At 60.5% G+C, this 22758-nt stretch carries 23 protein-coding genes; 16 read left to right on the top strand and 7 right to left on the bottom strand.

What is annotated here, in order from left to right; translation table 11 throughout:
* Window positions 1–207: 207 nt before the first annotated feature.
* A complete protein-coding gene (cysD, locus tag GIW04_RS00440; RefSeq protein WP_016971196.1) occupies window positions 208–1125 on the top strand; it encodes a sulfate adenylyltransferase subunit CysD in 918 nt (305 codons plus the stop codon).
* 9 nt (window positions 1126–1134) lie between these two features.
* Window positions 1135–3033, top strand: a complete 1899-nt coding sequence (cysN, locus tag GIW04_RS00435) for a sulfate adenylyltransferase subunit CysN (RefSeq protein ID WP_003188392.1) — start codon at window positions 1135–1137, stop codon at window positions 3031–3033.
* A 191-nt stretch (window positions 3034–3224) separates the two neighbouring features.
* Here cysN and GIW04_RS00430 read toward each other — a convergent pair whose 3' ends face one another.
* From GIW04_RS00430 to GIW04_RS00420, 3 genes are all read right to left on the bottom strand, one after another.
* Window positions 3225–4124, bottom strand: a complete 900-nt coding sequence (locus GIW04_RS00430; protein ID WP_014716856.1) for an acyltransferase — start codon at window positions 4122–4124, stop codon at window positions 3225–3227.
* Entirely contained in the window at window positions 4125–6224 is a 2100-nt protein-coding gene (gene pta / locus GIW04_RS00425; protein ID WP_003188396.1) for a phosphate acetyltransferase, read from the bottom strand.
* A gap of 79 nt (window positions 6225–6303) precedes the next feature.
* On the bottom strand, window positions 6304–6591 hold the full coding sequence (locus GIW04_RS00420; protein ID WP_080765560.1) for a DUF3565 domain-containing protein: 288 nt from the start codon (window positions 6589–6591) through the stop codon (window positions 6304–6306).
* Here GIW04_RS00420 and GIW04_RS00415 point away from each other — a divergent pair.
* Entirely contained in the window at window positions 6590–7075 is a 486-nt protein-coding gene (locus GIW04_RS00415; RefSeq protein WP_027606858.1) for an FKBP-type peptidyl-prolyl cis-trans isomerase, read from the top strand. The two genes, GIW04_RS00420 and GIW04_RS00415, sit on opposite strands and share 2 nt — an antisense overlap.
* Window positions 7076–7337: 262 nt before the next feature.
* On the opposite strand, the gene rpsT is transcribed toward GIW04_RS00415, so the two are convergent.
* Window positions 7338–7616, bottom strand: a complete 279-nt coding sequence (gene rpsT / locus GIW04_RS00410) for a 30S ribosomal protein S20 (protein WP_003188401.1) — start codon at window positions 7614–7616, stop codon at window positions 7338–7340.
* 253 nt (window positions 7617–7869) lie between these two features.
* Between rpsT and murJ the strand changes: the two genes are divergently transcribed.
* The 6 genes from murJ to ispH all read left to right on the top strand — a co-directional run bounded on the left by murJ (window position 7870) and on the right by ispH (window position 15391).
* On the top strand, window positions 7870–9408 hold the full coding sequence (gene murJ / locus GIW04_RS00405; protein WP_003188402.1) for a murein biosynthesis integral membrane protein MurJ: 1539 nt from the start codon (window positions 7870–7872) through the stop codon (window positions 9406–9408).
* Between the two features lie 119 nt (window positions 9409–9527).
* On the top strand, window positions 9528–10466 hold the full coding sequence (ribF, locus tag GIW04_RS00400; protein WP_003188404.1) for a bifunctional riboflavin kinase/FAD synthetase: 939 nt from the start codon (window positions 9528–9530) through the stop codon (window positions 10464–10466).
* A 14-nt stretch (window positions 10467–10480) separates the two neighbouring features.
* Window positions 10481–13312, top strand: a complete 2832-nt coding sequence (gene ileS / locus GIW04_RS00395) for an isoleucine--tRNA ligase (RefSeq protein WP_003188405.1) — start codon at window positions 10481–10483, stop codon at window positions 13310–13312.
* Window positions 13305–13817, top strand: a complete 513-nt coding sequence (gene lspA / locus GIW04_RS00390) for a signal peptidase II (RefSeq protein WP_003188406.1) — start codon at window positions 13305–13307, stop codon at window positions 13815–13817. Before ileS ends, lspA begins: the two co-directional genes overlap by 8 nt.
* A gap of 7 nt (window positions 13818–13824) precedes the next feature.
* A complete protein-coding gene (locus tag GIW04_RS00385; protein ID WP_169855857.1) occupies window positions 13825–14262 on the top strand; it encodes an FKBP-type peptidyl-prolyl cis-trans isomerase in 438 nt (145 codons plus the stop codon).
* A gap of 181 nt (window positions 14263–14443) precedes the next feature.
* Complete coding sequence (gene ispH, locus GIW04_RS00380; protein WP_003188409.1) at window positions 14444–15391, top strand: 4-hydroxy-3-methylbut-2-enyl diphosphate reductase; 948 nt, start codon at window positions 14444–14446, stop codon at window positions 15389–15391.
* Here ispH and GIW04_RS00375 read toward each other — a convergent pair.
* Window positions 15345–15926: a GspH/FimT family pseudopilin gene (locus tag GIW04_RS00375; RefSeq protein ID WP_003188411.1), complete on the bottom strand. Its 582-nt coding sequence runs from the start codon at window positions 15924–15926 to the stop codon at window positions 15345–15347. The two genes, ispH and GIW04_RS00375, sit on opposite strands and share 47 nt — an antisense overlap.
* 196 nt (window positions 15927–16122) lie before the next feature.
* On the opposite strand from GIW04_RS00375, the gene pilV reads away from it, so the two are divergent.
* The 5 genes from pilV to thiO are packed head-to-tail and all read left to right on the top strand — an operon-like array spanning window position 16123 to window position 19433.
* Window positions 16123–16608, top strand: a complete 486-nt coding sequence (pilV, locus tag GIW04_RS00370) for a type IV pilus modification protein PilV (RefSeq protein ID WP_034134835.1) — start codon at window positions 16123–16125, stop codon at window positions 16606–16608.
* Complete coding sequence (locus tag GIW04_RS00365; protein ID WP_057710699.1) at window positions 16605–17312, top strand: PilW family protein; 708 nt, start codon at window positions 16605–16607, stop codon at window positions 17310–17312. The genes pilV and GIW04_RS00365 overlap by 4 nt, the downstream gene beginning before the upstream one ends.
* A 5-nt stretch (window positions 17313–17317) precedes the next feature.
* Window positions 17318–17848, top strand: a complete 531-nt coding sequence (locus GIW04_RS00360) for a pilus assembly PilX family protein (RefSeq protein ID WP_120249098.1) — start codon at window positions 17318–17320, stop codon at window positions 17846–17848.
* A gap of 11 nt (window positions 17849–17859) precedes the next feature.
* Complete coding sequence (locus tag GIW04_RS00355; RefSeq protein WP_003188415.1) at window positions 17860–18264, top strand: type IV pilin protein; 405 nt, start codon at window positions 17860–17862, stop codon at window positions 18262–18264.
* Between the two features lie 59 nt (window positions 18265–18323).
* Window positions 18324–19433 (top strand): glycine oxidase ThiO, encoded by a 1110-nt coding sequence (gene thiO / locus GIW04_RS00350; RefSeq protein WP_120249097.1) that lies wholly within the window; start codon window positions 18324–18326, stop codon window positions 19431–19433.
* On the opposite strand, the gene GIW04_RS00345 is transcribed toward thiO, so the two are convergent.
* Window positions 19420–19653, bottom strand: coding sequence for a PP0621 family protein (locus GIW04_RS00345; protein ID WP_120249096.1), 234 nt, complete (start codon window positions 19651–19653; stop codon window positions 19420–19422). The two genes, thiO and GIW04_RS00345, sit on opposite strands and share 14 nt — an antisense overlap.
* Window positions 19654–19780: 127 nt before the next feature.
* Window positions 19781–20806, bottom strand: coding sequence for an outer membrane protein assembly factor BamD (locus GIW04_RS00340; protein ID WP_003188421.1), 1026 nt, complete (start codon window positions 20804–20806; stop codon window positions 19781–19783).
* A 149-nt stretch (window positions 20807–20955) separates the two neighbouring features.
* On the opposite strand from GIW04_RS00340, the gene rluD reads away from it, so the two are divergent.
* Entirely contained in the window at window positions 20956–21918 is a 963-nt protein-coding gene (rluD, locus tag GIW04_RS00335) for a 23S rRNA pseudouridine(1911/1915/1917) synthase RluD (RefSeq protein WP_003188422.1), read from the top strand.
* Complete coding sequence (pgeF, locus tag GIW04_RS00330; protein WP_003188424.1) at window positions 21915–22640, top strand: peptidoglycan editing factor PgeF; 726 nt, start codon at window positions 21915–21917, stop codon at window positions 22638–22640. Before rluD ends, pgeF begins: the two co-directional genes overlap by 4 nt.
* Window positions 22641–22758: the final 118 nt, after the last annotated feature.

The raw sequence follows: 22758 nt of genomic DNA, 5'->3' as shown, positions 1-22758 counted from the left end.
CACCTCGGTCAGCCTGAAGGAGCACGGCGCCTGTATCGCAGGCAAGCCAGCTCCCACATTGGCCGAGTTGAGCGCCAAACTCGGCGGCATATTCATATATCGTTTCGGTCTAGCTGGTGCCCTAAATAGAAGAAGTCGCTGTGCTAGCATGCCTCGCTCGAACACGGCCCGCTGGCCGTCCATAAGATCGTTTTTCCGTGAGTAACCATGGTCGACAAACTGACGCATCTGAAACAGCTGGAGGCGGAAAGCATCCACATCATCCGCGAGGTCGCCGCCGAGTTCGATAATCCGGTGATGCTCTACTCGATCGGTAAAGACTCCGCCGTGATGCTGCACCTGGCACGCAAGGCCTTCTTCCCAGGCAAGCTGCCGTTCCCGGTGATGCACGTCGACACCCGCTGGAAATTCCAGGAAATGTACAAGTTCCGCGACAAGATGGTCGAGGAGCTGGGCCTGGACCTCATCACCCACATAAACCCCGATGGCGTGGCGCAGAACATCAACCCGTTCACCCACGGCAGTGCCAAGCACACCGATATCATGAAGACCGAGGGCCTCAAGCAGGCGCTGGACAAGCATGGTTTCGACGCCGCATTCGGCGGTGCCCGTCGCGATGAAGAGAAATCCCGTGCCAAAGAGCGCGTGTACTCGTTCCGCGACAGCAAACACCGCTGGGATCCAAAAAACCAACGCCCGGAGCTGTGGAACGTCTACAACGGCAACGTCAACAAGGGCGAGTCGATCCGCGTGTTCCCGCTGTCCAACTGGACCGAGCTGGACATCTGGCAGTACATCTACCTTGAAGGCATCCCGATTGTGCCGCTGTATTTCGCCGCCGAGCGCGAGGTGATCGAGAAGAACGGCACGTTGATCATGATCGACGACGACCGCATCCTCGAGCACCTGTCCGACGAAGACAAAGCCCGCATCGTCAAAAAGAAAGTACGTTTCCGCACCCTTGGCTGCTACCCGTTGACGGGGGCGGTGGAGTCCGAAGCCGAGACGCTGACGGACATCATTCAGGAAATGCTCCTGACGCGAACTTCCGAGCGCCAGGGCCGTGTCATCGACCACGATGGTGCCGGCTCGATGGAAGATAAAAAACGTCAAGGCTATTTCTAAGGGGCTGTCATGTCGCATCAATCTGATTTGATCAGCGAGGACATCCTCGCCTACCTGGGCCAGCACGAGCGCAAAGAGATGTTGCGCTTCCTGACCTGCGGCAACGTCGATGACGGCAAGAGCACCCTGATCGGGCGCCTGCTGCACGACTCCAAGATGATCTACGAAGATCACCTGGAAGCCATTACCCGCGATTCGAAAAAATCCGGCACCACCGGTGACGATATCGACCTGGCGTTGCTGGTCGATGGCCTGCAGGCCGAGCGTGAGCAGGGCATCACCATTGATGTTGCCTACCGCTATTTCTCCACCGCCAAACGCAAATTCATCATCGCCGATACCCCCGGCCATGAGCAGTACACCCGCAACATGGCCACCGGTGCGTCCACCTGTGACCTGGCGATCATCCTGATCGACGCTCGCTACGGCGTGCAGACCCAGACCCGTCGTCACAGCTACATCGCCTCGTTGCTGGGCATCAAACACATCGTGGTGGCCATCAACAAGATGGACATCAACGGCTTTGACCAAAGCGTATTCGAGTCGATCAAGGCCGATTACCTGAAGTTCGCCGAAGGTATCGCGTTCAAGCCGAGCACCCTGGCCTTCGTGCCGATGTCGGCGCTCAAGGGCGACAACGTGGTGAACAAGAGCGAGCGTTCGCCCTGGTACACCGGCCAGTCGCTGATGGAGATCTTGGAGACTGTCGAGATCGCCAATGATCGCAACTACACCGACCTGCGTTTCCCGGTGCAGTACGTCAACCGCCCGAACCTGAACTTCCGTGGGTTTGCCGGCACCCTGGCGAGCGGCATCGTGCATAAGGGCGACGAAGTGGTGGTGTTGCCGTCGGGCAAGAGCAGCCGCGTCAAATCCATCGTCACCTTTGAAGGTGAGCTGGAACACGCAGGCCCAGGCCAGGCCGTGACCTTGACCATGGAAGACGAGATCGACATCTCTCGTGGCGACCTGCTGGTGCATGCCGACAACGTGCCGCAAGTGACCGACGCCTTCGACGCCATGCTGGTGTGGATGGCCGAAGAACCGATGCTGCCGGGCAAGAAATACGACATCAAACGCGCCACCAGCTACGTGCCGGGTTCCATCACCAGCATCGTGCACCGCGTGGACGTAAACACCCTGGCCGAAGGCCCGGCGAGTTCGCTGCAGCTCAACGAGATTGGCCGGGTCAAGGTCAGCCTGGACGCCGCCATCGCCCTGGACGGTTACGACAGCAACCGCACCACCGGCGCGTTTATCGTGATCGACCGCTTGACCAACGGTACAGTGGCCGCGGGTATGATCATCGCACCGCCGGTGGGTCATGGCGGCGCAGCGCAGCACGGCAGCCTGGCGCATGTTGCCACCGAAGAGCGCGCCCTGCGTTTCGGCCAGCAGCCGGCCACGGTGTTGTTCAGCGGCTTGTCGGGCGCTGGCAAGAGCACCCTGGCCTATGCGGTTGAGCGCAAGCTGTTCGACATGGGCCGTGCGGTGTTCGTACTGGATGGCCAGAACCTGCGCCACGACCTGAACAAAGGGTTGCCGCAGGACCGTGCCGGGCGTACCGAGAACTGGCGTCGTGCCGCTCATGTGGCGCGCCAGTTCAACGAAGCCGGCCTGCTGACCCTGGCGGCCTTCGTTGCCCCGGATGCCGAAGGCCGTGAACAGGCCAAGGCGCTGATTGGTGCGGACCGACTGCTGACCGTCTACGTGCAGGCATCGCCGTTGGTGTGCGCCGAGCGTGACCCGCAAGGGTTGTACGCGGCCGGTGGGGATAACATCCCTGGCGAATCCTTCCCGTATGACGTGCCGTTGAATGCCGACCTGGTAATCGACACTCAGGCGTTGTCGCTGGAAGACAGCGTCAAGCAAGTGCTGGAGCTGTTGCGTCAGCGCGGCGCGATCTAAACCTCGCAGCCATCAAAAAGCCCGCCATCGATCACTCGGTGGCGGGCTTTTTACATATTCTCAAATATGGACTCGATCAATGTGGGAGCTGGCTTGCCTGCGATGGCGGACTGTCAGTTTATTTATTCTTAGCTGGTCCACCGCTATCGCAGGCAAGCCAGCTCCCACATTAAATGGCATGCACATGTAGATCAGCGGCTGGCCGGAAAGTCTTTGTGCAGCTGTTCCAACAATGCATCCTTGTCTTGCCACAACTGGTTGATCCAGCCCTGGAACGCCAGTCGATATTCCCCATCCTGCTCATAATTCTTGCCGATGAATTCGGCCGGTATCTGCACCTCTTCAAAGTGCACCACCACGTCCTTCACGTTACCGCACAGCAAATCCCAATAACCTGGGCGCCCGGCGGGGTAGTGGATGGTCACATTGATCAGTGACTTGAGCTGCTCGCCCATGGCATCCAGCACAAACGCAATACCGCCCGCCTTGGGTTTAAGCAGGTAGCGAAACGGTGACTGCTGCTGCGCATGCTTGCCCGGGGTAAAGCGTGTGCCTTCGGCAAAGTTGAAAATCCCCACGGGGTTGTCGCGAAACTTCGCACAGGTCTTGCGCGTGGTTTCCAGGTCTTTGCCTTTCTTCTCCGGGTGCTTCTCCAAATAAGCCTTGCTGTAGCGCTTCATGAAGGGAAAGCCCAGTGCCCACCACGCCAGGCCAATCACGGGTACCCAGATCAGCTCTTGCTTGAGGAAAAACTTCAGGGGGCGAATGCGCCGATTGAGCACGTACTGCAACACCATGATGTCGACCCAGCTCTGATGGTTGCTGGTCACCAGGTACGAGTGCTGGTAGTCCAGGCCCTCAAGGCCAGTCAGGTGCCAGCGTGTACGCCGCACCAGGTTCATCCAGCCCTTGTTGTTGGTAACCCAGGCTTCGTGGGTGTGGTTCATCAGCCATTCGCTCAGGCGCTTGGCGAACGGCAGCGCCTTGAACAGTGCCACGATAAACAGGAACGAACACAGCAGGATCGTGTTCAGCGCCAGCAACAGCGAAGCAATCACCCCGCGCACGGCGGCAGGTAGAAAATCCAGCATTTAGATATCCATGGGTCGGTTGGCGGCTTGGATCGCCGTCAGGGCGATGGTGTACACGATGTCGTCCACCTGGGCGCCACGTGGCAGGTCATTGACCGGTTTGCGCAGGCCCTGGAGCATCGGCCCCAGGCTCACGCAATCGGCGCTGCGTTGTACGGCTTTGTGGGTGGTGTTGCCGGTGTTCAGGTCCGGGAACACAAAGACGGTGGCTTTGCCTGCCACCTGGCTGTTGGGCGCCAGTTGCCGGGCGACGTTTTCGTTGGCGGCGGCGTCGTATTGCAACGGGCCGTCGATCAGCAGCGAGCTTTGTTGCTCGTGGGCGAGCAGGGTGGCTTCGCGGACTTTTTCCACCTCCTCGCCGCTGGCCGAGTCACCGCTGGAATAGCTGATCATCGCCACCCGTGGCGTGATGCCGAACGCGGCCGCCGAGTCGGCGCTTTGCAGGGCGATTTCCGCCAGTTCCGCAGCGCTTGGGTGCGGGTTCATCACGCAGTCGCCGTACACCAGTACCTGCTCGGGGAACAGCATAAAGAACACCGACGACACCAAGGTGCAGCCCGGCGCGGTCTTGATCAGTTGCAGGGCAGGGCGAATGGTATTGGCGGTGGAGTGAATAACGCCGGAGACCAGGCCATCCACTTCGTCGAGAGCGAGCATCATGGTGGCGATCACCACGGTGTCTTCCAGCTGTTGCTCGGCCATGGGCGCATTGAGGCTTTTGCTCTTGCGCAAGGCGACCATCGGCTCCACGTAGCGTTGGCGAATCAGGTCGGGGTCGAGAATCTCCAGGCCTTCGGGCAGGTCGATACCCTGGGCGCGGGCGACTGCCTCCACATCCGCAGGCTTGGCCAGCAGCACGCAACGGGCAATGCCGCGGGCCTGGCAGATGGCGGCGGCCTGTACGGTCAGCGGCTCGCTGCCTTCGGGCAACACGATGCGTTTGTTGGCGGCCTGGGCGCGTTGGATCAACTGGTAACGGAACACCGCCGGCGACAGGCGCATCTCCCGCGGCGTGCCGCAACGCTGGTGCAGCCAGCGCGCATCGAGGTGGCTGGCGACGAAGTCGGTGATGATTTCCGCACGCTCGCGGTCATCGATAGGGATTTCCTTGTTGAGGCTATTGAGCTGGTTGGCGGTGTCATAGGAGCCGGTGCTCACCGACAACACCGGCAACCCGGCCTGGAAGGCGCCCCGGCACAGATCCATGATGCGTGGGTCGGGCAGGGTGTCGCTGGTCAGCAGCAGCCCGGCCAGCGGCACGCCATTGATGGCGGCCAGGCTGACGGCGAGGATGATGTCATCGCGATCTCCCGGGGTCACCACCAACACGCCGGGTTTGAGCAGCTCGACGGTGTTACGCATGGTGCGCGCGCAAATGATGATCTTGGTCATGCGCCGGCTTTCGTAGTCGCCGGCGTTGAGGATCTGCGCGCCCATCAGGTCCGCCACATCGCGGGTGCGCGGGGCGTTGAGCTCGGGTTGGTAGGGGATGCAGCCGAGCAGGCGAAAATCACCGCTGCGCAACAGCGGCGAATGCTCTTTGAGGCGCGCCGAGAAGGCTTCCATGCTTTCGTCGGTGCGTACCTTGTTGAGGATGACGCCCAGCACTTTCGGGTCTTTAGGGCCGCCAAACAGTTGGGCCTGCAATTCCACGCGGCCGGAAAGCTCGGTGAGCACTTCGTTTTCCGGGGCCGAGACGAGGATCACTTCCGCGTCCAGGCTCTTGGCCAGGTGCAGGTTGACCCGTGCCGCATAGCTGGCGCTACGGGTCGGTACCATGCCTTCGACGATCAGCACGTCTTTGCCTACGGCCGCCTGCTGGTACAGGGTGATGATTTCTTCGAGCAACTCATCGAGCTGGCCGTCACCGAGCATGCGCTCTACGTGAGCCAAGCCCAGAGGCTGCGGCGGTTTCAGGCCGTGGGTGCGTGCCACCAGCTCGGTGGAACGTTCCGGCCCGGTATCGCCAGGGTGTGGCTGGGCGATGGGTTTGAAAAAACCGACTTTCAGGCCGGCCCGTTCCAGGGTGCGCACCAGCCCAAGGCTGATGGAGGTCAGACCCACACCAAAATCGGTGGGCGCGATAAAAAAAGTCTGCATGCGAATTCTCTGGAGGTGCATGGCTTGGGTGGCGCTCTATGGGTGAGTGCCTACCGCGAATCAGGCGCCAAGGTTATCGTTATTCGTGCCCTTGCGCACACCAGCCGCACGCAAAGGCCTGGCCTATTTTTTCAAGGCGTTGCGCGGGGTCGAGCACCCAGGCGCGTGACTGCCAGGGCGGCTGGTGGCGCAAATGCTGGGTGTGGCCGCAGGACAGCTCGACCACCCAGTGCCCATCGTCGTCCTGATGAAAACCTGTGATCGTGACCGTTGATCGGCCCCGTCCGTCCGGGTTCCGTTCGCTTTCGGGCAAATCCTTGTTTAGACTTGTCCGTTCTTCATTCTTTTGCAAAAGGTCTCGCCCCATGACGATCGCCGCTAACAAGGCTGTCTCCATCGACTATACCCTGACCAACGACGCTGGTGAGGTCATCGACAGCTCCGCCGGCGGCGCGCCGCTGGTTTACCTGCAAGGCGCAGGCAACATCATCCCGGGCCTGGAAAAGGCTCTGGAAGGCAAGAGCGTCGGTGACGAACTGACCGTCGCCGTAGAACCTGAAGATGCCTACGGCGAATACTCCGCCGAACTGGTCAGTACCTTGAGCCGCAGCATGTTCGAAGGTGTTGATGAGCTGGAAGTGGGCATGCAGTTCCACGCTTCGGCGCCGGACGGCCAAATGCAGATCGTCACCATCCGCGACCTGGACGGCGATGACGTGACCGTTGACGGCAACCACCCTCTGGCTGGCCAGCGCCTGAACTTCCAAGTGAAGATCGTAGCCATCCGCGACGCTTCCCAGGAAGAAGTGGCTCACGGCCACGTCCACGGTGAAGGCGGTCATCACCATTGATTGATGTTTTGATCAAGTGGTAGCAAAAACGCCCCGACTGGTTCGGGGCGTTTTTTTGCCCTGGGCTCACTGTAGGAGCGAGCTTGCTCGCGAAAAACCCGAGACCCCCGCTGGGCGCCAGGCTTCCCGCGTCATCGTTAACGATCTTCGCGAGCAAGCTCGCTCCTACAGTTTCAGGCACACACAAAAATGCCCCGGACCTTTCGGTACGGGGCATTTTTTAACTGTTACACAGCCTGAGCTGCGTTGCAGTTGTTACCACTTAGGCTGCAGCAGGAACGCTCAGAGCCTTGATGTGGCCATTCAGGCGGCTCTTATGGCGAGCGGCCTTGTTCTTGTGGATGATGCCTTTATCGGCCATACGGTCGATAACAGGCACAGCCAGAACGTAAGCTGCTTGAGCTTTTTCAGCGTCTTTGGTGTCGATGGCTTTGACTACATTCTTGATGTAGGTGCGAACCATGGAACGCAGGCTGGCGTTGTGGCTGCGACGCTTCTCAGCCTGTTTTGCACGTTTTTTGGCGGAAGGTGTGTTGGCCACCGTCGAGCTCCTCGAAAGACTTTTTAGGAAATAGCAAACAAAATAGGCCGCGAATCATGCCGATGACTTGACGGGTTGTCAAGGGCGGCTGATGCGAACTGCTGAGTGGTCGATCTGAAGAGGCGGGTGATTTATTTCCGGCGCTTGACCTGTAAACTCGCGAGCTTTGGCTCTGTGCTGTTGCAGGCGCGCAGTATCGCATAAGTGGGCGCGTAGTTCGCCTGCTCTTTATCTATAGGCGCAAACTCTTTCAATGAATCTGCTCAAATCGTTGGCTGCCGTCAGCTCTATCACAATGATCTCCCGGGTATTGGGGTTTGTGCGTGACACCCTGCTGGCACGCATCTTTGGCGCCAGCATGGCCACGGATGCGTTCTTTATTGCCTTTAAACTGCCCAACCTGCTGCGGCGGATCTTCGCTGAGGGCGCATTTTCCCAAGCGTTCGTGCCGATTCTGGCCGAATACAAGACCCAGCATGGCGAGGAGGCAACTCGTACGTTCATCGCCTACGTCTCGGGTTTGCTGACGCTGGTGCTGATGCTGGTAACCGTCGTCGGGATGCTCGCCGCGCCCTGGGTGATCTGGGCCACGGCGCCCGGTTTTGCCAATACGCCGGAAAAGTTCGCGCTGACTACTGATCTGCTGCGGGTGACCTTTCCTTATATATTGCTGATTTCCCTGTCTTCGCTCGCCGGGGCGATCCTCAATACCTGGAACCGTTTCTCGGTACCGGCTTTTGTGCCGACCTTGCTGAACGTCAGCATGATTATTTTTGCGCTGTTCCTTACGCCGTATTTCGATCCACCCGTCATGGCCCTGGGCTGGGCGGTCCTGGCCGGCGGCCTGGCGCAGTTGCTGTACCAACTGCCCCACCTGAAAAAAATCGGCATGCTTGTACTGCCGCGCTTGAACCTCAAGGATTCCGGCGTCTGGCGCGTGATGCGCAACATGCTGCCGGCGATCCTCGGGGTGTCGGTCAGTCAGATTTCCCTGATCATCAACACCGCGTTCGCCTCGTTGCTGGTGTCCGGCTCGGTGTCGTGGATGTACTACGCCGACCGCCTGATGGAATTGCCATCCGGTGTGCTGGGCGTGGCGTTGGGCACCATCCTGCTGCCGACCCTGGCGCGTACCTACGCCAGCAAGGACCGCCAGGAATACTCACGCATTCTCGATTGGGGCCTGCGCCTGTGCTTTTTGCTGGTGTTGCCGTGCGCCTTGGCCCTGGGCATCCTCGCCGAGCCGTTGACGGTCTCGCTGTTTCAATACGGGCAGTTCGACGCCCATGACGCCTTGATGACCCAGCATGCGCTGGTCGCCTACTCCGTGGGCCTGCTTGGTATTATCGTGATCAAAGTGCTGGCGCCCGGCTTCTACGCCCAGCAGAACATCCGCACCCCGGTGAAAATCGCGATTTTCACCCTGGTCGTTACACAATTGCTCAACTTGGTGTTTATCGGCCCGCTGGCCCACGCCGGCCTGGCCTTGGCGATCAGCGCGGGTGCGTGCATAAACGCAGGCCTGCTGTTTTACCAATTGCGTAAACAACAGATGTACCAACCACAGCCAGGCTGGGGCGTGTTTGCGTTCAAACTGCTGGTGGCGGTCGCCGCGATGTCGGTTGTGCTGTTTGGCCTGATGCACATCATGCCGGCCTGGGGCCAAGGCAATATGCTGGAGCGCTTCATGCGCCTGGGTGTATTGGTAGTAGCGGGCGTGGTGGTGTACTTCGGCATGTTGCTGTTGCAGGGTTTTCGCCTGCGCGATTTCAATCGCAAGTCGCTGGGGTAGCGAGTTTGCCGTGATAAAACGGTTGTTTTATCGATTCGACCCATTTGGCCTGCGCTGTTGCCTGTCGTCCGGGGCTGGGTGTGGTTATAATCGACCACTTTATGAGCAAGAAGCGCGTTATGCAGCTGGTTCGAGGTCTCCACAACCTGCGCCCCGAGCACCGGGGCTGCGTCGCCACTATTGGCAACTTTGACGGTGTTCACCGTGGCCACCAGGCTATCCTGGCTCGGTTGCGCGAGCGTGCGGTCGAGTTGGGCGTGCCCAGCTGCGTGGTGATTTTTGAACCACAACCGCGGGAGTTCTTTACCCCGGAAACGGCGCCGGCCCGCTTGGCGCGCTTGCGGGACAAGTTGCAGCTGTTGGCGGAAGAGGGCGTGGACCGTGTCCTCTGCCTGGCTTTCAACCAGCGTTTGCGCAGCCTCAGCGCCGCCGAGTTCGTCGACCGCATCCTGGTGGACGGCCTGGGCGTGCAGCACCTGGAGGTCGGCGACGACTTCCATTTCGGTTGTGACCGGGTCGGGGATTTCGATTTCCTGCAGCATGCCGGCGTCAACCAGGGTTTCACTGTCGAAGCCGCGCAAACCGTCGAACTGGACGGCCTGCGCGTGAGCAGCACCCAGGTGCGTAACGCCCTGGCCGCCGCCGACTTCGACCTGGCCGAGCGTTTGCTCGGTCGCCCGTTCCGCATTGCCGGGCGGGTACTGCACGGCCAGAAGCTGGCGCGCCAACTGGGCACGCCAACCGCCAACGTGCAACTCAAGCGCCGCCGTGTGCCGCTGACCGGGGTTTACCTGGTGAGCGTCGACATCGACGGCCAATCGTGGCCAGGAGTCGCCAATATAGGCGTCAGGCCCACGGTTGCAGGTGATGGCAAGGCCCACCTGGAAGTTCACCTTTTGGATTTTGCCGGTGATTTATACGACCGGCGTTTGACGGTGGTTTTCCACCAGAAGCTGCGTGAAGAGCAGCGTTTCGCCTCCCTTGAGGCGTTGAAAACGGCGATCAATGCGGATGTCGCCGCCGCCCGTGCACTAGCCGCACCTAGCGCCCATCGCTAACCGAAGAGCCTTAAATGACCGACTATAAAGCCACGCTAAACCTTCCGGACACCGCCTTCCCAATGAAGGCCGGCCTGCCACAGCGCGAACCGCAGATCCTGCAGCGCTGGGACAGTATTGGCCTGTACGGAAAGTTGCGCGAAATTGGCAAGGATCGTCCGAAATTCGTCCTGCACGACGGCCCTCCTTATGCCAACGGCACGATTCACATCGGTCATGCGCTGAACAAGATTCTCAAGGACATGATCCTGCGCTCCAAGACCCTGTCGGGCTTCGACGCGCCGTATGTCCCGGGCTGGGACTGCCATGGCCTGCCGATCGAACACAAAGTCGAAGTGACCTACGGCAAGAACCTGGGCGCGGATAAAACCCGCGAACTGTGCCGTGCCTACGCCGCCGAACAGATCGAAGGGCAGAAGTCTGAATTCATCCGCCTGGGTGTGCTGGGCGAGTGGGACAACCCCTACAAGACCATGAATTTCAAGAACGAGGCCGGTGAAATCCGTGCCTTGGCCGAAATCGTCAAGGGCGGTTTCGTGTTCAAGGGCCTCAAGCCCGTGAACTGGTGCTTCGACTGCGGTTCGGCCCTGGCCGAAGCGGAAGTGGAGTACGAAGACAAGAAGTCCTCGACCATCGACGTGGCCTTCCCGATCGCCGACGACGCCAAGCTGGCCCAGGCGTTCGGCCTGGCAAGCCTGGCCAAGCCGGCCGCCATCGTGATCTGGACCACCACCCCCTGGACCATCCCGGCCAACCAGGCGCTGAACGTGCACCCGGAATTCACCTACGCCCTGGTGGACGTCGGTGATCGCCTGCTGGTGCTGGCCGAGGAAATGGTCGAGTCGTGCCTGGCGCGTTACGAACTGCAAGGTTCGGTGATCGCCACCACCACCGGTTCTGCGCTGGAGCTGATCAACTTCCGTCACCCGTTCTATGAACGTCTGTCGCCGGTGTACCTGGCTGACTACGTCGAGCTGGGTTCGGGTACTGGCATTGTTCACTGCTCGCCTGCCTATGGTGTGGACGACTTCGTGATCTGCAAGAAGTACGGCATGGTCAACGATGACATCATCAACCCGGTGCAGAGCAACGGCGTATACGTGCCTTCGCTCGAGTTCTTCGGTGGCCAGTTCATCTTCAAGGCCGATCAACCGATCATCGAAAAGCTGCGTGAAGTCGGTGCGTTGATGCAAACCGCCACCATCCAGCACAGCTACATGCATTGCTGGCGTCACAAGACCCCGCTGATCTACCGCGCTACGGCGCAGTGGTTTATCGGCATGGACAAAGAGCCGACCAGCGGCGACACCCTGCGTGTACGTTCGCTCAAAGCCATCGAGGACACCACGTTCGTCCCGGCCTGGGGCCAGGCGCGCCTGCACTCGATGATCGCCAACCGTCCGGACTGGTGCATCTCCCGCCAACGTAACTGGGGAGTGCCGATCCCGTTCTTCCTGAACAAGGAAAGCGGTGAACTGCACCCGCGCACCGTGGAGTTGATGGAAGTCGTGGCTCAGCGCGTTGAGCAAGAAGGCATCGAAGCCTGGTTCAAGCTGGACGCCGCCGAGCTGCTGGGCGACGAAGCGCCGCTGTACGACAAGATCAGCGACACCCTCGACGTGTGGTTCGATTCGGGCACCACTCACTGGCACGTGCTGCGTGGCTCGCACCCGATGGGTCACGAGACCGGCCCGCGCGCCGACCTGTACCTGGAAGGTTCGGACCAACACCGTGGCTGGTTCCACTCGTCATTGCTGACCGGTTGCGCCATCGACAACCACGCGCCGTACCGCGAGCTGCTGACTCACGGTTTCACCGTCGACGAGACGGGCCGCAAGATGTCCAAGTCGCTGAAGAACGTGATCGAACCGAAAAAGATCAACGACACCTTGGGCGCCGACATCATGCGTCTGTGGGTGGCCTCCACCGATTACTCGGGTGAAATCGCCGTGTCGGACCAGATCCTGGCCCGCAGCGCCGACGCCTACCGTCGTATCCGCAATACCGCACGCTTCCTGCTGTCGAACCTGACCGGTTTCAACCCGGCCACCGACCTGCTGCCAGCCGAAGACATGCTCGCCCTGGACCGTTGGGCCGTGGACCGTACCCTGCTGCTGCAGCGCGAGCTGCAAGAGCACTACGGCGAATACCGCTTCTGGAACGTCTACTCCAAGATCCACAACTTCTGCGTGCAGGAGCTGGGCGGTTTCTACCTCGACATCATCAAGGACCGCCAGTACACCACCGGCGCCAACAGCAAGGCGCGCCGTTCGGCGCAGACCGCGCTGTACCACATCAGCGAAGCGCTGGTGCGCTGGATCGCACCGATCCTGGCGTTCACCGCCGACGAGCTGTGGGAATACCTGCCGGGCGAGCGTAACGAGTCCGTCATGCTCAACACCTGGTACGAAGGCTTGACCGAACTGCCGGCCGACTTCGAACTGGGCCGCGAGTACTGGGCAGGCGTCATGGCCGTCAAGGTTGCGGTGAACAAGGAGCTGGAAGTCCAACGTGCGGCCAAGGCCGTGGGTGGCAACCTGCAAGCCGAAGTCACCCTGTTTGCCGAGGATGGCCTGACCGCCGACCTGGCCAAGCTGAGCAACGAACTGCGCTTCGTGCTGATCACCTCCACCGCGAGCCTGGCACCTTTCGCCCAGGCCCCGGCAGATGCCGTGGTCACCGAGGTACCGGGCCTGAAGCTCAAGGTGGTGAAGTCGGCCTTCCCTAAATGCGCCCGTTGCTGGCACTGCCGTGAAGATGTCGGCGTGAACCCTGAGCACCCGGAAATCTGTGGTCGTTGTGTCGACAACATCAGCGGTGAAGGCGAGGTTCGCCACTATGCCTAATGCAGCCAGTCGTTTCGGACGTCTGGGCTGGCTCGTACTGAGCCTGCTGGTACTGGTCATCGACCAGGTCAGCAAGGCTCACTTCGAGGGCTCCCTGGAAATGTTCCAGCAAATCGTGGTGATCCCGGATTACTTCAGTTGGACCCTGGCCTACAACACCGGCGCCGCCTTCAGCTTCCTGGCTGACGGCGGTGGCTGGCAGCGCTGGCTGTTCGCGGTGATCGCCGTGGTGGTCAGTGCCGTGCTGGTGGTGTGGCTAAAGCGTCTGGGCCGCGACGACACCTGGCTGGCCATTGCGCTGGCGCTGGTGCTGGGTGGCGCGCTGGGTAACCTGTATGACCGCATCGCCCTGGGCCATGTGATCGACTTCATCCTGGTGCATTGGCAGAACCGCCACTACTTCCCGGCGTTCAACTTTGCCGACAGCGCCATTACCGTTGGTGCAATCATGCTGGCGCTGGATATGTTCAAGAGCAAGAAAACCGGAGAAACCGTCAATGACTGATCAGGTATTGGCTGAGCAACGCATCGGCCAGAACACGGAAGTCACTTTGCATTTTGCATTGCGCCTGGAAAATGGCGACACGGTCGACAGCACCTTCGACAAAGCCCCGGCGACCTTCAAGGTTGGCGACGGTAACCTGCTGCCTGGTTTTGAAGCGGCATTGTTCGGGTTCAAGGCGGGCGACAAGCGCAACCTGCAGATCCTGCCGGAAAACGCCTTCGGCCAGCCCAACCCGCAAAACGTGCAGATCATCCCGCGTTCGCAGTTTGAAGGCATGGACCTGTCGGAAGGCTTGCTGGTGATCTTCAATGATGCGGCCAATACCGAATTGCCCGGAGTGGTTAAAGCGTTCGATGATGCGCAAGTGACCATCGACTTCAACCATCCGTTGGCCGGTAAAACCTTGACGTTTGATGTTGAAATCATCGACGTTAAAGCGCTCTAACTGACGAAACCGGTTCCTGTGGGGCTGGCTTGTGTGGGAGCTGGCTTGCCTGCGATAGCATCACCTCGGTGTACCTGATACATCGAGTCGTTTGCATCGCGGGCAAGCCCGCTCCCACAGAGGCTTATTCTATAGAGCTGAGTTGATCCAATTTCTTGGCCTGCAAGGCACGAGGCACAGCATGCAAATCAAACTCGCCAACCCCCGTGGCTTCTGCGCTGGCGTGGACCGGGCGATCGAAATCGTCAACCGCGCTTTGGAAGTCTTCGGGCCGCCGATTTATGTGCGCCACGAAGTCGTCCATAACAAGTTCGTGGTCGAAGACCTGCGCGCACGCGGTGCGATCTTTGTCGAAGAGCTCGACCAGGTACCCGACGACGTTATCGTCATCTTCAGTGCCCATGGCGTGTCCCAGGCCGTGCGTACCGAAGCGGCCGGCCGTGGCCTTAAAGTGTTCGATGCCACCTGCCCGCTGGTGACCAAGGTGCACATCGAGGTAGCGCGTTATAGCCGCGACGGCCGCGAATGCATCCTGATCGGCCATGCCGGTCACCCGGAAGTCGAAGGCACCATGGGCCAGTACGATGCCAGCAACGGCGGCGCCATCTACCTGGTGGAAGACGAAAAAGACGTTGCCAACCTGCAGGTGCACAACCCTGATCGCCTGGCTTTCGTCACCCAGACCACCTTGTCCATGGACGATACCAGTCGTGTCATCGACGCCCTGCGCACGCGGTTTCCTGCTATTGGCGGCCCCCGCAAGGATGACATCTGCTACGCCACGCAAAACCGCCAGGATGCGGTCAAGCAACTGGCGGACGAATGCGATGTAGTGCTGGTGGTCGGCAGCCCTAACAGTTCCAACTCCAACCGCCTGCGCGAGCTGGCCGAGCGCATGGCCACACCGGCGTACCTGATCGACGGCGCCGAAGACATGCAGCGCAGCTGGTTCGACGGTGTCGAGCGTATCGGCATCACGGCGGGCGCCTCCGCTCCGGAAGTACTGGTGCGCGGCGTGATCCAACAGTTGCAAGCCTGGGGTGCCACCGGCGCCGATGAGCTGGCGGGTCGTGAAGAGAACATCACGTTCTCGATGCCCAAGGAACTGCGGGTCCGCTCGCTGCTCTGACGGCCAGGGTGCTGGAATAGCCTCGGCATAATGCCTGCTCGGTCTTGTCACTGCGCAGGCTGACGCGCCCGCTGGGGGCCAGTACGATCTGATACAGGCTCTGTGCCTGGTCCTTGTCACACACATGCACGGTGCCGGCACGAAATCCCCCGCCGGCGAACACCGGCTCTCCCAAGCCGCTGAAGCGCACCTGGCTTGTCACCGGGCCATTACCGGCGACCGGCACGCGCCCACTGCTTTCACGCTCCAGCAATATTGGATTGTCGTCATCCAGGTGGCCGCGCCCACTTACATCCAGTATCACGCGCCATCCCAGGCTCCAGTCCTCGTCCTTTGCATGAATGACCACCGCCCGGTTGCGCGCGATGGCCTCGGTGCGTGCGTAGCGCAACCCGGAGGCGAGTGCTTGGGCCGCGTTTTGTCGTTGCTGCGATTCAAGCAAACCCTTGAAACCGGGTACGGCCAGTTGCGCTAGAAAACTGGTGACGATCAGCCCCAGCAACATTTCAATCAGGGTGAATCCTTGTTGTTTCATGTGCGTTCCCTCCTTGGGCACGAGTGGGTTGTCTAGGTATAGCGCTTGGTCCTTGGCGCTGGATGATGGCCTTTATGTCCAAAGTATTTCCCTTTGTTCCGGGAGCAGCGCGGCTCTAAAACCGACGCTAGGCTTGGGTCGCACAGCAGGCTTTGCCTGCTTTTTTCACCGGCCTTCGACGCGGATGACGACGCAAATGCCAGCCTGCCACAACCGATTTTTCCTGCGCGTTGCGCACTTGCGCCAGTCCGGCATGACGCTGGTCGAAGTGCTGGTAGCGCTGTTGATATTGGCGATCGGCCTGATGGGCGCTGCGGTACTGCAACTCAACGCGCTCAAGTACACCAACAGCGCCAGGATGACCAGCCAAGCGAGCTTTATTGCCTACGACATGCTCGACCGCATTCGCACCAATGCTGGCGCCGATTACACATGGGGCAGGGCGGAGCTGGCGCCACCCAACACCGCCACCGCCAGCGTGCGTGACCTGGACCTGCACGATTTCGAAGCCAATATCATGGGTTTTGCCGGCGAGGATGCGAAAGGTTCAGTGGTGGTGAACGGGCACGAGGTCACCATCAGCATCAGTTGGGCAGATGCCCGGGCAGCAAACCGCCCAGGGGCGCGGGAAACCTTCACCCTGACCAGTCGTATCAGCAATGAACAAGGAGTGTCGCAATGAAGCGTGTTGTGCGAGGTTTCAGCCTGGTGGAAGTGCTGCTGGCGCTCGCCGTCGGGTTGGTTTTGATACTTGGAGCGAGCCAGATACTGGTCAGTGCGCGGTTGACCCATGCCAGCCAGCAGGCCGCCATGGTGCTGCAGGATGATGCGCGGTTTGTGCTGAGCAAGATCACCCAGGATATTCGCCAGGCAGGCATGCTGGGGTGTTTGGCCGTGGCCGCTATCGATAATGCTCCGGCTGCCTTTGATCGGCCGATAAGCTGGGAAGCGGCGGGGAGTGCGAAGTCACTGACGCTGGTTACCGCGAATGTCGGCGATGGCGTCGGCAAGCCTGACTGGACCGTGTTGTCCGACTGCAAGGAGGCGGCCCGGGCTTATGCCGGCACACCACCCGTTGCCGAGCCCGGCCAGCTTCGCTTTGGCATACGTCAACTGACCTACACCTACGAGTCGGGCCAGTTGAAGATCAGTACCCCGGGAGCACCCGCCAGGGCGGTATTGATGGATAACGTGCGGGCATTCGACGTCAGCTTCGGCATGGCGACCACCTCGGCATCAACGGTCGTGGTGCGCTATGACAGCCATCCGGCCGATGAGTCGCTGATACGTAGCGTGCGCATCTTCATGACACTTCAAGACCCCGCCGGCCGGGTGAAGGACCAGACCTACAGTGTCGTGGCGGCACTGCGGAATCGGCTGGGGTAGAGGCAATGACTATGCATGGAGGCATTCGTGTACGGCAGGCCGGGATGGTGCTGCTGATCAGTCTGGTGTTCCTGTTGGTGCTGTCCCAGGTGGGGCTGTCTTCGATACAGGCTGCGGTCTCCCAGCAAAAAGTCGCGAGCAGCCTGTGGCATGGCAATCAATCGTTTCAAACTGCCGAACGCGGCCTGAGGTTGGGGGAGTCGGCCGTTCAGAGGAGTGGCCTGGGGATGCCTGTATGCCACTCGATCATCCGCTGTGCGCCGCCTGCTGAAGCTTTTTCCCTGACTGCGGCCGGGACGAATCCTGCTTCGGCGGTCACCTGGCTTGCCTTGAAGAATGGGTTTTATGGCATTCAATCCCTCGGAGAGGGTGAAGGGCTGGCTCATTTGCCGCCCCGTTCCCAGGCCTCGCTTTTCCGAGTCACCTCGGTCGGGCTCGCGGGGCAATCGCGCACGGTACTGGAGACGGTCTATGCACGGGTGGAGGAGGGCGGCCGCGTCAGGTTTCGACGGGTCTTATGGCGGCAACTTCAATAAGGAGCAATCGGATGGGCAAGGAGGGCCAGGGGTTTACCCTGATGGAGTTACTGATCGTTGTGGCGATCATCGCGTTGCTGGCCGGGATTGCGTATCCCGGGTATCTCGGCCAGGTAAAAAAGGTGTATCGGGCGCAGATCGTCGCGTTGTTGAGCGAACAAGCCCAGCATCTGGAGCGTTCTTATACGAGGAATGGCACTTTTATTGATGCAGGCGACGTCAGCGCGGGCAATGATCATTATAGAATCAGTGCCGTCCTCAACCCTCAGGATTTTGACCTGCTCGCCACACCCGCTGCGGACTCGGTCATGGCGAACGACGCGTGCGCAGCCTTCAGCTTGACCAGCACCGGTATGCGCGGCAACCCGGGAGCAGGGCCTGAAATATCGCCCAAGGTCTGCTGGGGGCAAGGATGAGCGTACTTGAAGCGTGGGCGCCGGGCGCGCCTTTCCCTGTTTATCGGCTGGATCAAATGATGGCTAAGCAACAGCAAGTGGTGATTGTCGGCGGCGGAGTAATCGGGCTGTTGACGGCGTACAACCTCGCCAGTGAGGGCCAGGCGGTCACACTGCTGGAGCGCGGTGGGCTTGGGCAGGAGTCTTCCTGGGCGGGCGGCGGGATTGTCTCGCCGTTGTACCCGTGGCGTTATAGCCAGGCGGTCACGGCCTTGGCCCATTGGTCCCAGGATTTTTACCCACAACTGGCGCAACGGCTGTTTGCTGCGACCGGCGTCGATCCAGAGGTACATACCACGGGGTTGTATTGGCTCGACCTGGATGACGAAGCGCAAGCACTGGCCTGGGCTGCGCGTGAAGGGCGACCGTTGAGCAAGGTGGACGTATCGGCGGCCCATGACGCGGTACCGGTGCTGGGGGGCGGCTATTCCCAGGCGATCTACATGGCCGATGTGGCCAACGTTCGCAACCCGCGCCTGGTCAAGTCACTGAAGGCGGCGCTGCTGGCGTTGCCGAACGTGACGATTTACGAGCAATGCGATGTGACGGGCTTTGTGCTCGGCGACGACAGGGTGATGGGTGTGAATACCGCTACCGGCCAGGTTTTGGGTGATCAGGTGGTACTCGCGGCCGGCGCCTGGAGCGGGCAGTTGCTGGGTACGCTGGGCTTGGCGCTGCCCATCGAGCCGGTCAAAGGCCAGATGATTCTGTACAAATGCGCGTCGGACTTTTTATCCAGCATGGTCCTGGCCAAGGGGCGTTATGCGATCCCGCGGCGCGATGGGCACATCCTGATCGGCAGCACGTTGGAGCATGAAGGATTCGACAAGACGCCAACCGACACCGCGTTGAAAAGCCTCAAGGCGTCTGCGGTGGAATTGATTCCCGCCTTGGCGGACGCCGAGGTAGTCGGGCATTGGGCCGGTTTGCGGCCTGGCTCACCCGAAGGTATACCGTTTGTCGGTGAGGTCCCTGGCTTCAAGGGGTTGTGGCTCAATTGCGGGCATTACCGCAATGGTCTGGTACTCGCACCAGCCTCTTGCCAGTTGTTCACCGACTTGCTGCTGGCGCGGGCTCCGATCATCGATCCAGCGCCTTACGCCCCCGCAGGGCGCCTCAACGCTGGATAGGCTTTGGCCCTTGTTCCAGGTGTGCCTGGGTGCAGTACCATTGCTGGCGTGAGCTCAGTGCGCGGTCCTGCGGCAGGTGCACGCCACAGTGGGCGCAACGCACCATCAGGGCCGCATCCGGCTCAGCAGGCCGCTGCTGACGGGCGGCAGGGTTTTTGAATTTGCGCCAGAACCATACCGCGGCAGCAATGACAGCAATCCAGAACAGTAGACGAAGCATGATGGGCAGTTTCTCGACAAGGAATGCGCCAGTTTAGCCAAGGTGATCCCGGGCGCACAGGGCAATAAATACTCGCTCATAAAAAAGGGAGCTCCTTAAGAGCTCCCTTTTGCGTTGCGTCGAACAATCAGTCGAACACACCGAAGGTCATGTAGCTGAACCACGAGCGGTCCTGGTTGTTGCCCAGTGCTTGCGGCTCTTCTTCTTCGATCACGTCACCGTTCTCGTCGTGCGGCTTGAGATCCGAAGGAATAGCGTCCTTGGCGTCCTGGTACATCTTGATCACGTCCTGGTTGGCGCGAGTTTCACCCGGCGGCAGTGGTGGACGGGACTCGATCAAGCCCAGGGTGTACTTGCTCAGCCACGAACGGTTGTCCGCTTCGGCAACCTGAGGCACGAACTGGCCGTCTTTCAGGCTCGGGTGGTCAGGATAGTTGAGCTTCAGGGTTTCCAGGCTGGTAGTCGCCAGGGTGTCCAGGTGCAGACGCTGGTAAGCCTCGGTCATCACGGCCAGGCCGTCACCCACGGATGGGGTTTCCTGGAAGTTTTCCACCACGTAGCGGCCACGGTTGGCGGCGGCCACATATGCCTGACGGGTCAGGTAGTAGTGGGCCACGTGGATCTCGTACGAAGCCAGCAGGTTGCGCAGGTAGATCATGCGCTGCTTGGCGTCCGGCGCGTAGCGGCTGTTGGGGTAGCGGCTGGTCAGCTGGGCGAACTCGTTATAGGAGTCGCGGGCAGCACCCGGGTCACGCTTGGTCATGTCCAGCGGCAGGAAGCGCGCCAGCAGGCCAACATCCTGGTCGAACGAGGTCAGGCCCTTCATATAGTAGGCGTAGTCCACGTTCGGGTGCTGCGGGTGCAGGCGGATGAAACGCTCGGCAGCGGACTTGGCAGCTTCCGGCTCGGCGTTCTTGTAGTTGGCGTAGATCAGCTCAAGCTGGGCCTGGTCGGCATAGCGGCCGAACGGGTAACGCGACTCCAATGCCTTCAGCTTCGCTGTGGCGCTGGTGAAGCTATTATTGTCCAAGTCTGTCTGAGCTTGCTGGTACAGCTCGACTTCGCTCAGGTTTTCGTCGACGACGTCCTTTGTTGACGAGCAAGCAGCAGTCATGGCGAGGATGGCGATCAGCAGCAGGTGTTTCACTTGCATGGCGGCTTGCGTCCCTATGACGGCCGCTGTCTTGGGCGGGGCCGTCCTGTTATGATGAGCGCCCCGTTGAAAGCCTCGGGGCAAAAGACGCCGTATTTAACCACAAGCGCGCAGCCGAAACCAAAGGCTACGCCACGCCTAGTCTGAGCATGTCCGATAAAATTGAACTTCGCGCAGAGGTGCCGTCCGAATTGGGCGGCCAACGCCTCGATCAAGTCGCCGCACAATTATTCGCTGAGCACTCGCGCTCGCGCCTTTCCGCCTGGATAAAAGACGGCCGCCTGACTGTGGATGGAGCGGTTATCCGCCCGCGAGACATAGTCCATGGCGGTGCGATTCTTGAGCTGACTGCCGAGCAGGAAGCCCAGGGAGAATGGGTCGCCCAGGACATCGAGCTGGATATCGTCTATGAAGACGACGACATCCTGGTCATCAACAAACCCGCAGGCCTGGTGGTTCACCCGGCCGCCGGGCACGCTGATGGCACCTTGCTCAATGCCCTGTTGCACCACGTGCCGGACATTATCAATGTGCCGCGCTGCGGCATCGTGCACCGTCTGGACAAGGACACCACCGGCCTTATGGTGGTAGCCAAGACCATTCAGGCGCAGACGCAACTGGTTACGCAATTGCAGAGCCGTAGCGTCAGCCGCATCTATGAGTGCATTGTGATCGGCGTTGTTGTGGCCGGTGGCAAGATCAACGCACCCATTGGTCGTCACGGCCAGCAGCGCCAGCGTATGGCGGTGATGGAGGGCGGCAAGCAAGCCGTCAGCCACTACCGTGTGCTGGAGCGTTTCCGCTCCCACACCCATGTGCGGGTCAAGCTGGAAACCGGGCGTACCCACCAGATTCGCGTGCACATGGCGCACATCAACTTCCCGTTGGTCGGCGACCCGGCCTACGGTGGCCGCTTCCGTATTCCGCCGGCGGCCAGCCAGACCATGGTTGAGTCGCTCAAGACGTTCCCGCGCCAGGCACTGCATGCACGTTTCCTGGAACTGGATCATCCGACGAGCGGTAAGCGCATGAGCTGGGAATCGCCACTGCCAGACGATCTGGTCTGGCTGTTGTCGCTGCTCAAGCAGGATCGCGAGGCGTTTGTCGGATGAGTGACTGGCTGATACCTGACTGGCCCGCGCCGGCTCGGGTAAAAGCCTGCGTCACCACCCGCGCGGGCGGCGTCAGTCTGGCGCCGTTCGACAGCCTCAACCTGGGCGATCATGTCGAGGACAGCCTTGAGGCCGTCCTTGAAAATCGCCGTCGCCTGAGTGACGCCTTCGATATCCAGCCTGCCTGGTTGCGCCAAGTCCACGGTACTCAGGTGGTTGAGGCCGATCCGGGCCGTACTGTCGAGGCTGACGGCAGTTGGACCAGTACCCCTGGTATCGCCTGCACGTCCATGACCGCCGATTGCCTGCCTGCGCTGTTCTGTAATCGGGCGGGCACCCGGGTTGCCGCAGCCCATGCCGGTTGGCGTGGCTTGGCAGCTGGGGTGCTGGAGGCCGCTTTCGAGAGCCTGGATAGCGCACCCGAAGACGTTATGGTCTGGCTCGGCCCTGCCATTGGCCCACAAGCCTTTGAGGTCGGCCCGGAAGTGCGTGAAGTGTTCATGCAGCAACTGCCGGCCACCGCTGAAGCCTTTGTTCCCAGCCGCAACCCTGGCAAGTACATGGCCGACATCTACCAGCTGGCGCGTCTGCGTCTGGCCGCTCGCGGTGTCAGCGCTGTGTATGGTGGCGGTTTGTGCACTGTGACCGACCCGCGTTTCTTTTCTTATCGCCGCAGCCCGCGCACGGGCCGATTCGCCTCCCTTATCTGGCTTGAACGCTAGACTGTCCTGACCTGTATCAACCGTCCGCCGCTTGAAACGCCCAGAATCCACCCCATCTATAAGGGTATCTGGCAGGTTTCTTCATTCAGGATGTGTTTGTTCATAGCTCCGGCCTGCT

Source organism: Pseudomonas sp. PA-4-8C, assembly GCF_021606625.1.
Taxonomy (GTDB): Bacteria; Pseudomonadota; Gammaproteobacteria; order Pseudomonadales; family Pseudomonadaceae; genus Aquipseudomonas; species Aquipseudomonas lactis.
The sequence above is the reverse complement of the archived record's forward strand: the minus strand, read 5'-3'. Positions and strand labels throughout refer to the sequence as shown.

Coding starts and splice junctions, on each gene's coding strand:
- cysD (WP_016971196.1), top strand. CDS start 208: ATGGTCGACAAACTGACGCATCTGAAACAGCTGGAGGCGGAAAGCATC.
- cysN (WP_003188392.1), top strand. CDS start 1,135: ATGTCGCATCAATCTGATTTGATCAGCGAGGACATCCTCGCCTACCTG.
- GIW04_RS00430 (WP_014716856.1), bottom strand. CDS start 4,124: ATGCTGGATTTTCTACCTGCCGCCGTGCGCGGGGTGATTGCTTCGCTG.
- pta (WP_003188396.1), bottom strand. CDS start 6,224: ATGCAGACTTTTTTTATCGCGCCCACCGATTTTGGTGTGGGTCTGACC.
- GIW04_RS00415 (WP_027606858.1), top strand. CDS start 6,590: ATGACGATCGCCGCTAACAAGGCTGTCTCCATCGACTATACCCTGACC.
- GIW04_RS00420 (WP_080765560.1), bottom strand. CDS start 6,591: ATGGGGCGAGACCTTTTGCAAAAGAATGAAGAACGGACAAGTCTAAAC.
- murJ (WP_003188402.1), top strand. CDS start 7,870: ATGAATCTGCTCAAATCGTTGGCTGCCGTCAGCTCTATCACAATGATC.
- ribF (WP_003188404.1), top strand. CDS start 9,528: ATGCAGCTGGTTCGAGGTCTCCACAACCTGCGCCCCGAGCACCGGGGC.
- ileS (WP_003188405.1), top strand. CDS start 10,481: ATGACCGACTATAAAGCCACGCTAAACCTTCCGGACACCGCCTTCCCA.
- lspA (WP_003188406.1), top strand. CDS start 13,305: ATGCCTAATGCAGCCAGTCGTTTCGGACGTCTGGGCTGGCTCGTACTG.
- ispH (WP_003188409.1), top strand. CDS start 14,444: ATGCAAATCAAACTCGCCAACCCCCGTGGCTTCTGCGCTGGCGTGGAC.
- GIW04_RS00375 (WP_003188411.1), bottom strand. CDS start 15,926: ATGAAACAACAAGGATTCACCCTGATTGAAATGTTGCTGGGGCTGATC.
- pilV (WP_034134835.1), top strand. CDS start 16,123: ATGCCAGCCTGCCACAACCGATTTTTCCTGCGCGTTGCGCACTTGCGC.
- GIW04_RS00365 (WP_057710699.1), top strand. CDS start 16,605: ATGAAGCGTGTTGTGCGAGGTTTCAGCCTGGTGGAAGTGCTGCTGGCG.
- GIW04_RS00360 (WP_120249098.1), top strand. CDS start 17,318: ATGACTATGCATGGAGGCATTCGTGTACGGCAGGCCGGGATGGTGCTG.
- GIW04_RS00355 (WP_003188415.1), top strand. CDS start 17,860: ATGGGCAAGGAGGGCCAGGGGTTTACCCTGATGGAGTTACTGATCGTT.
- thiO (WP_120249097.1), top strand. CDS start 18,324: ATGGCTAAGCAACAGCAAGTGGTGATTGTCGGCGGCGGAGTAATCGGG.
- GIW04_RS00345 (WP_120249096.1), bottom strand. CDS start 19,653: ATGCTTCGTCTACTGTTCTGGATTGCTGTCATTGCTGCCGCGGTATGG.
- GIW04_RS00340 (WP_003188421.1), bottom strand. CDS start 20,806: ATGCAAGTGAAACACCTGCTGCTGATCGCCATCCTCGCCATGACTGCT.
- rluD (WP_003188422.1), top strand. CDS start 20,956: ATGTCCGATAAAATTGAACTTCGCGCAGAGGTGCCGTCCGAATTGGGC.
- pgeF (WP_003188424.1), top strand. CDS start 21,915: ATGAGTGACTGGCTGATACCTGACTGGCCCGCGCCGGCTCGGGTAAAA.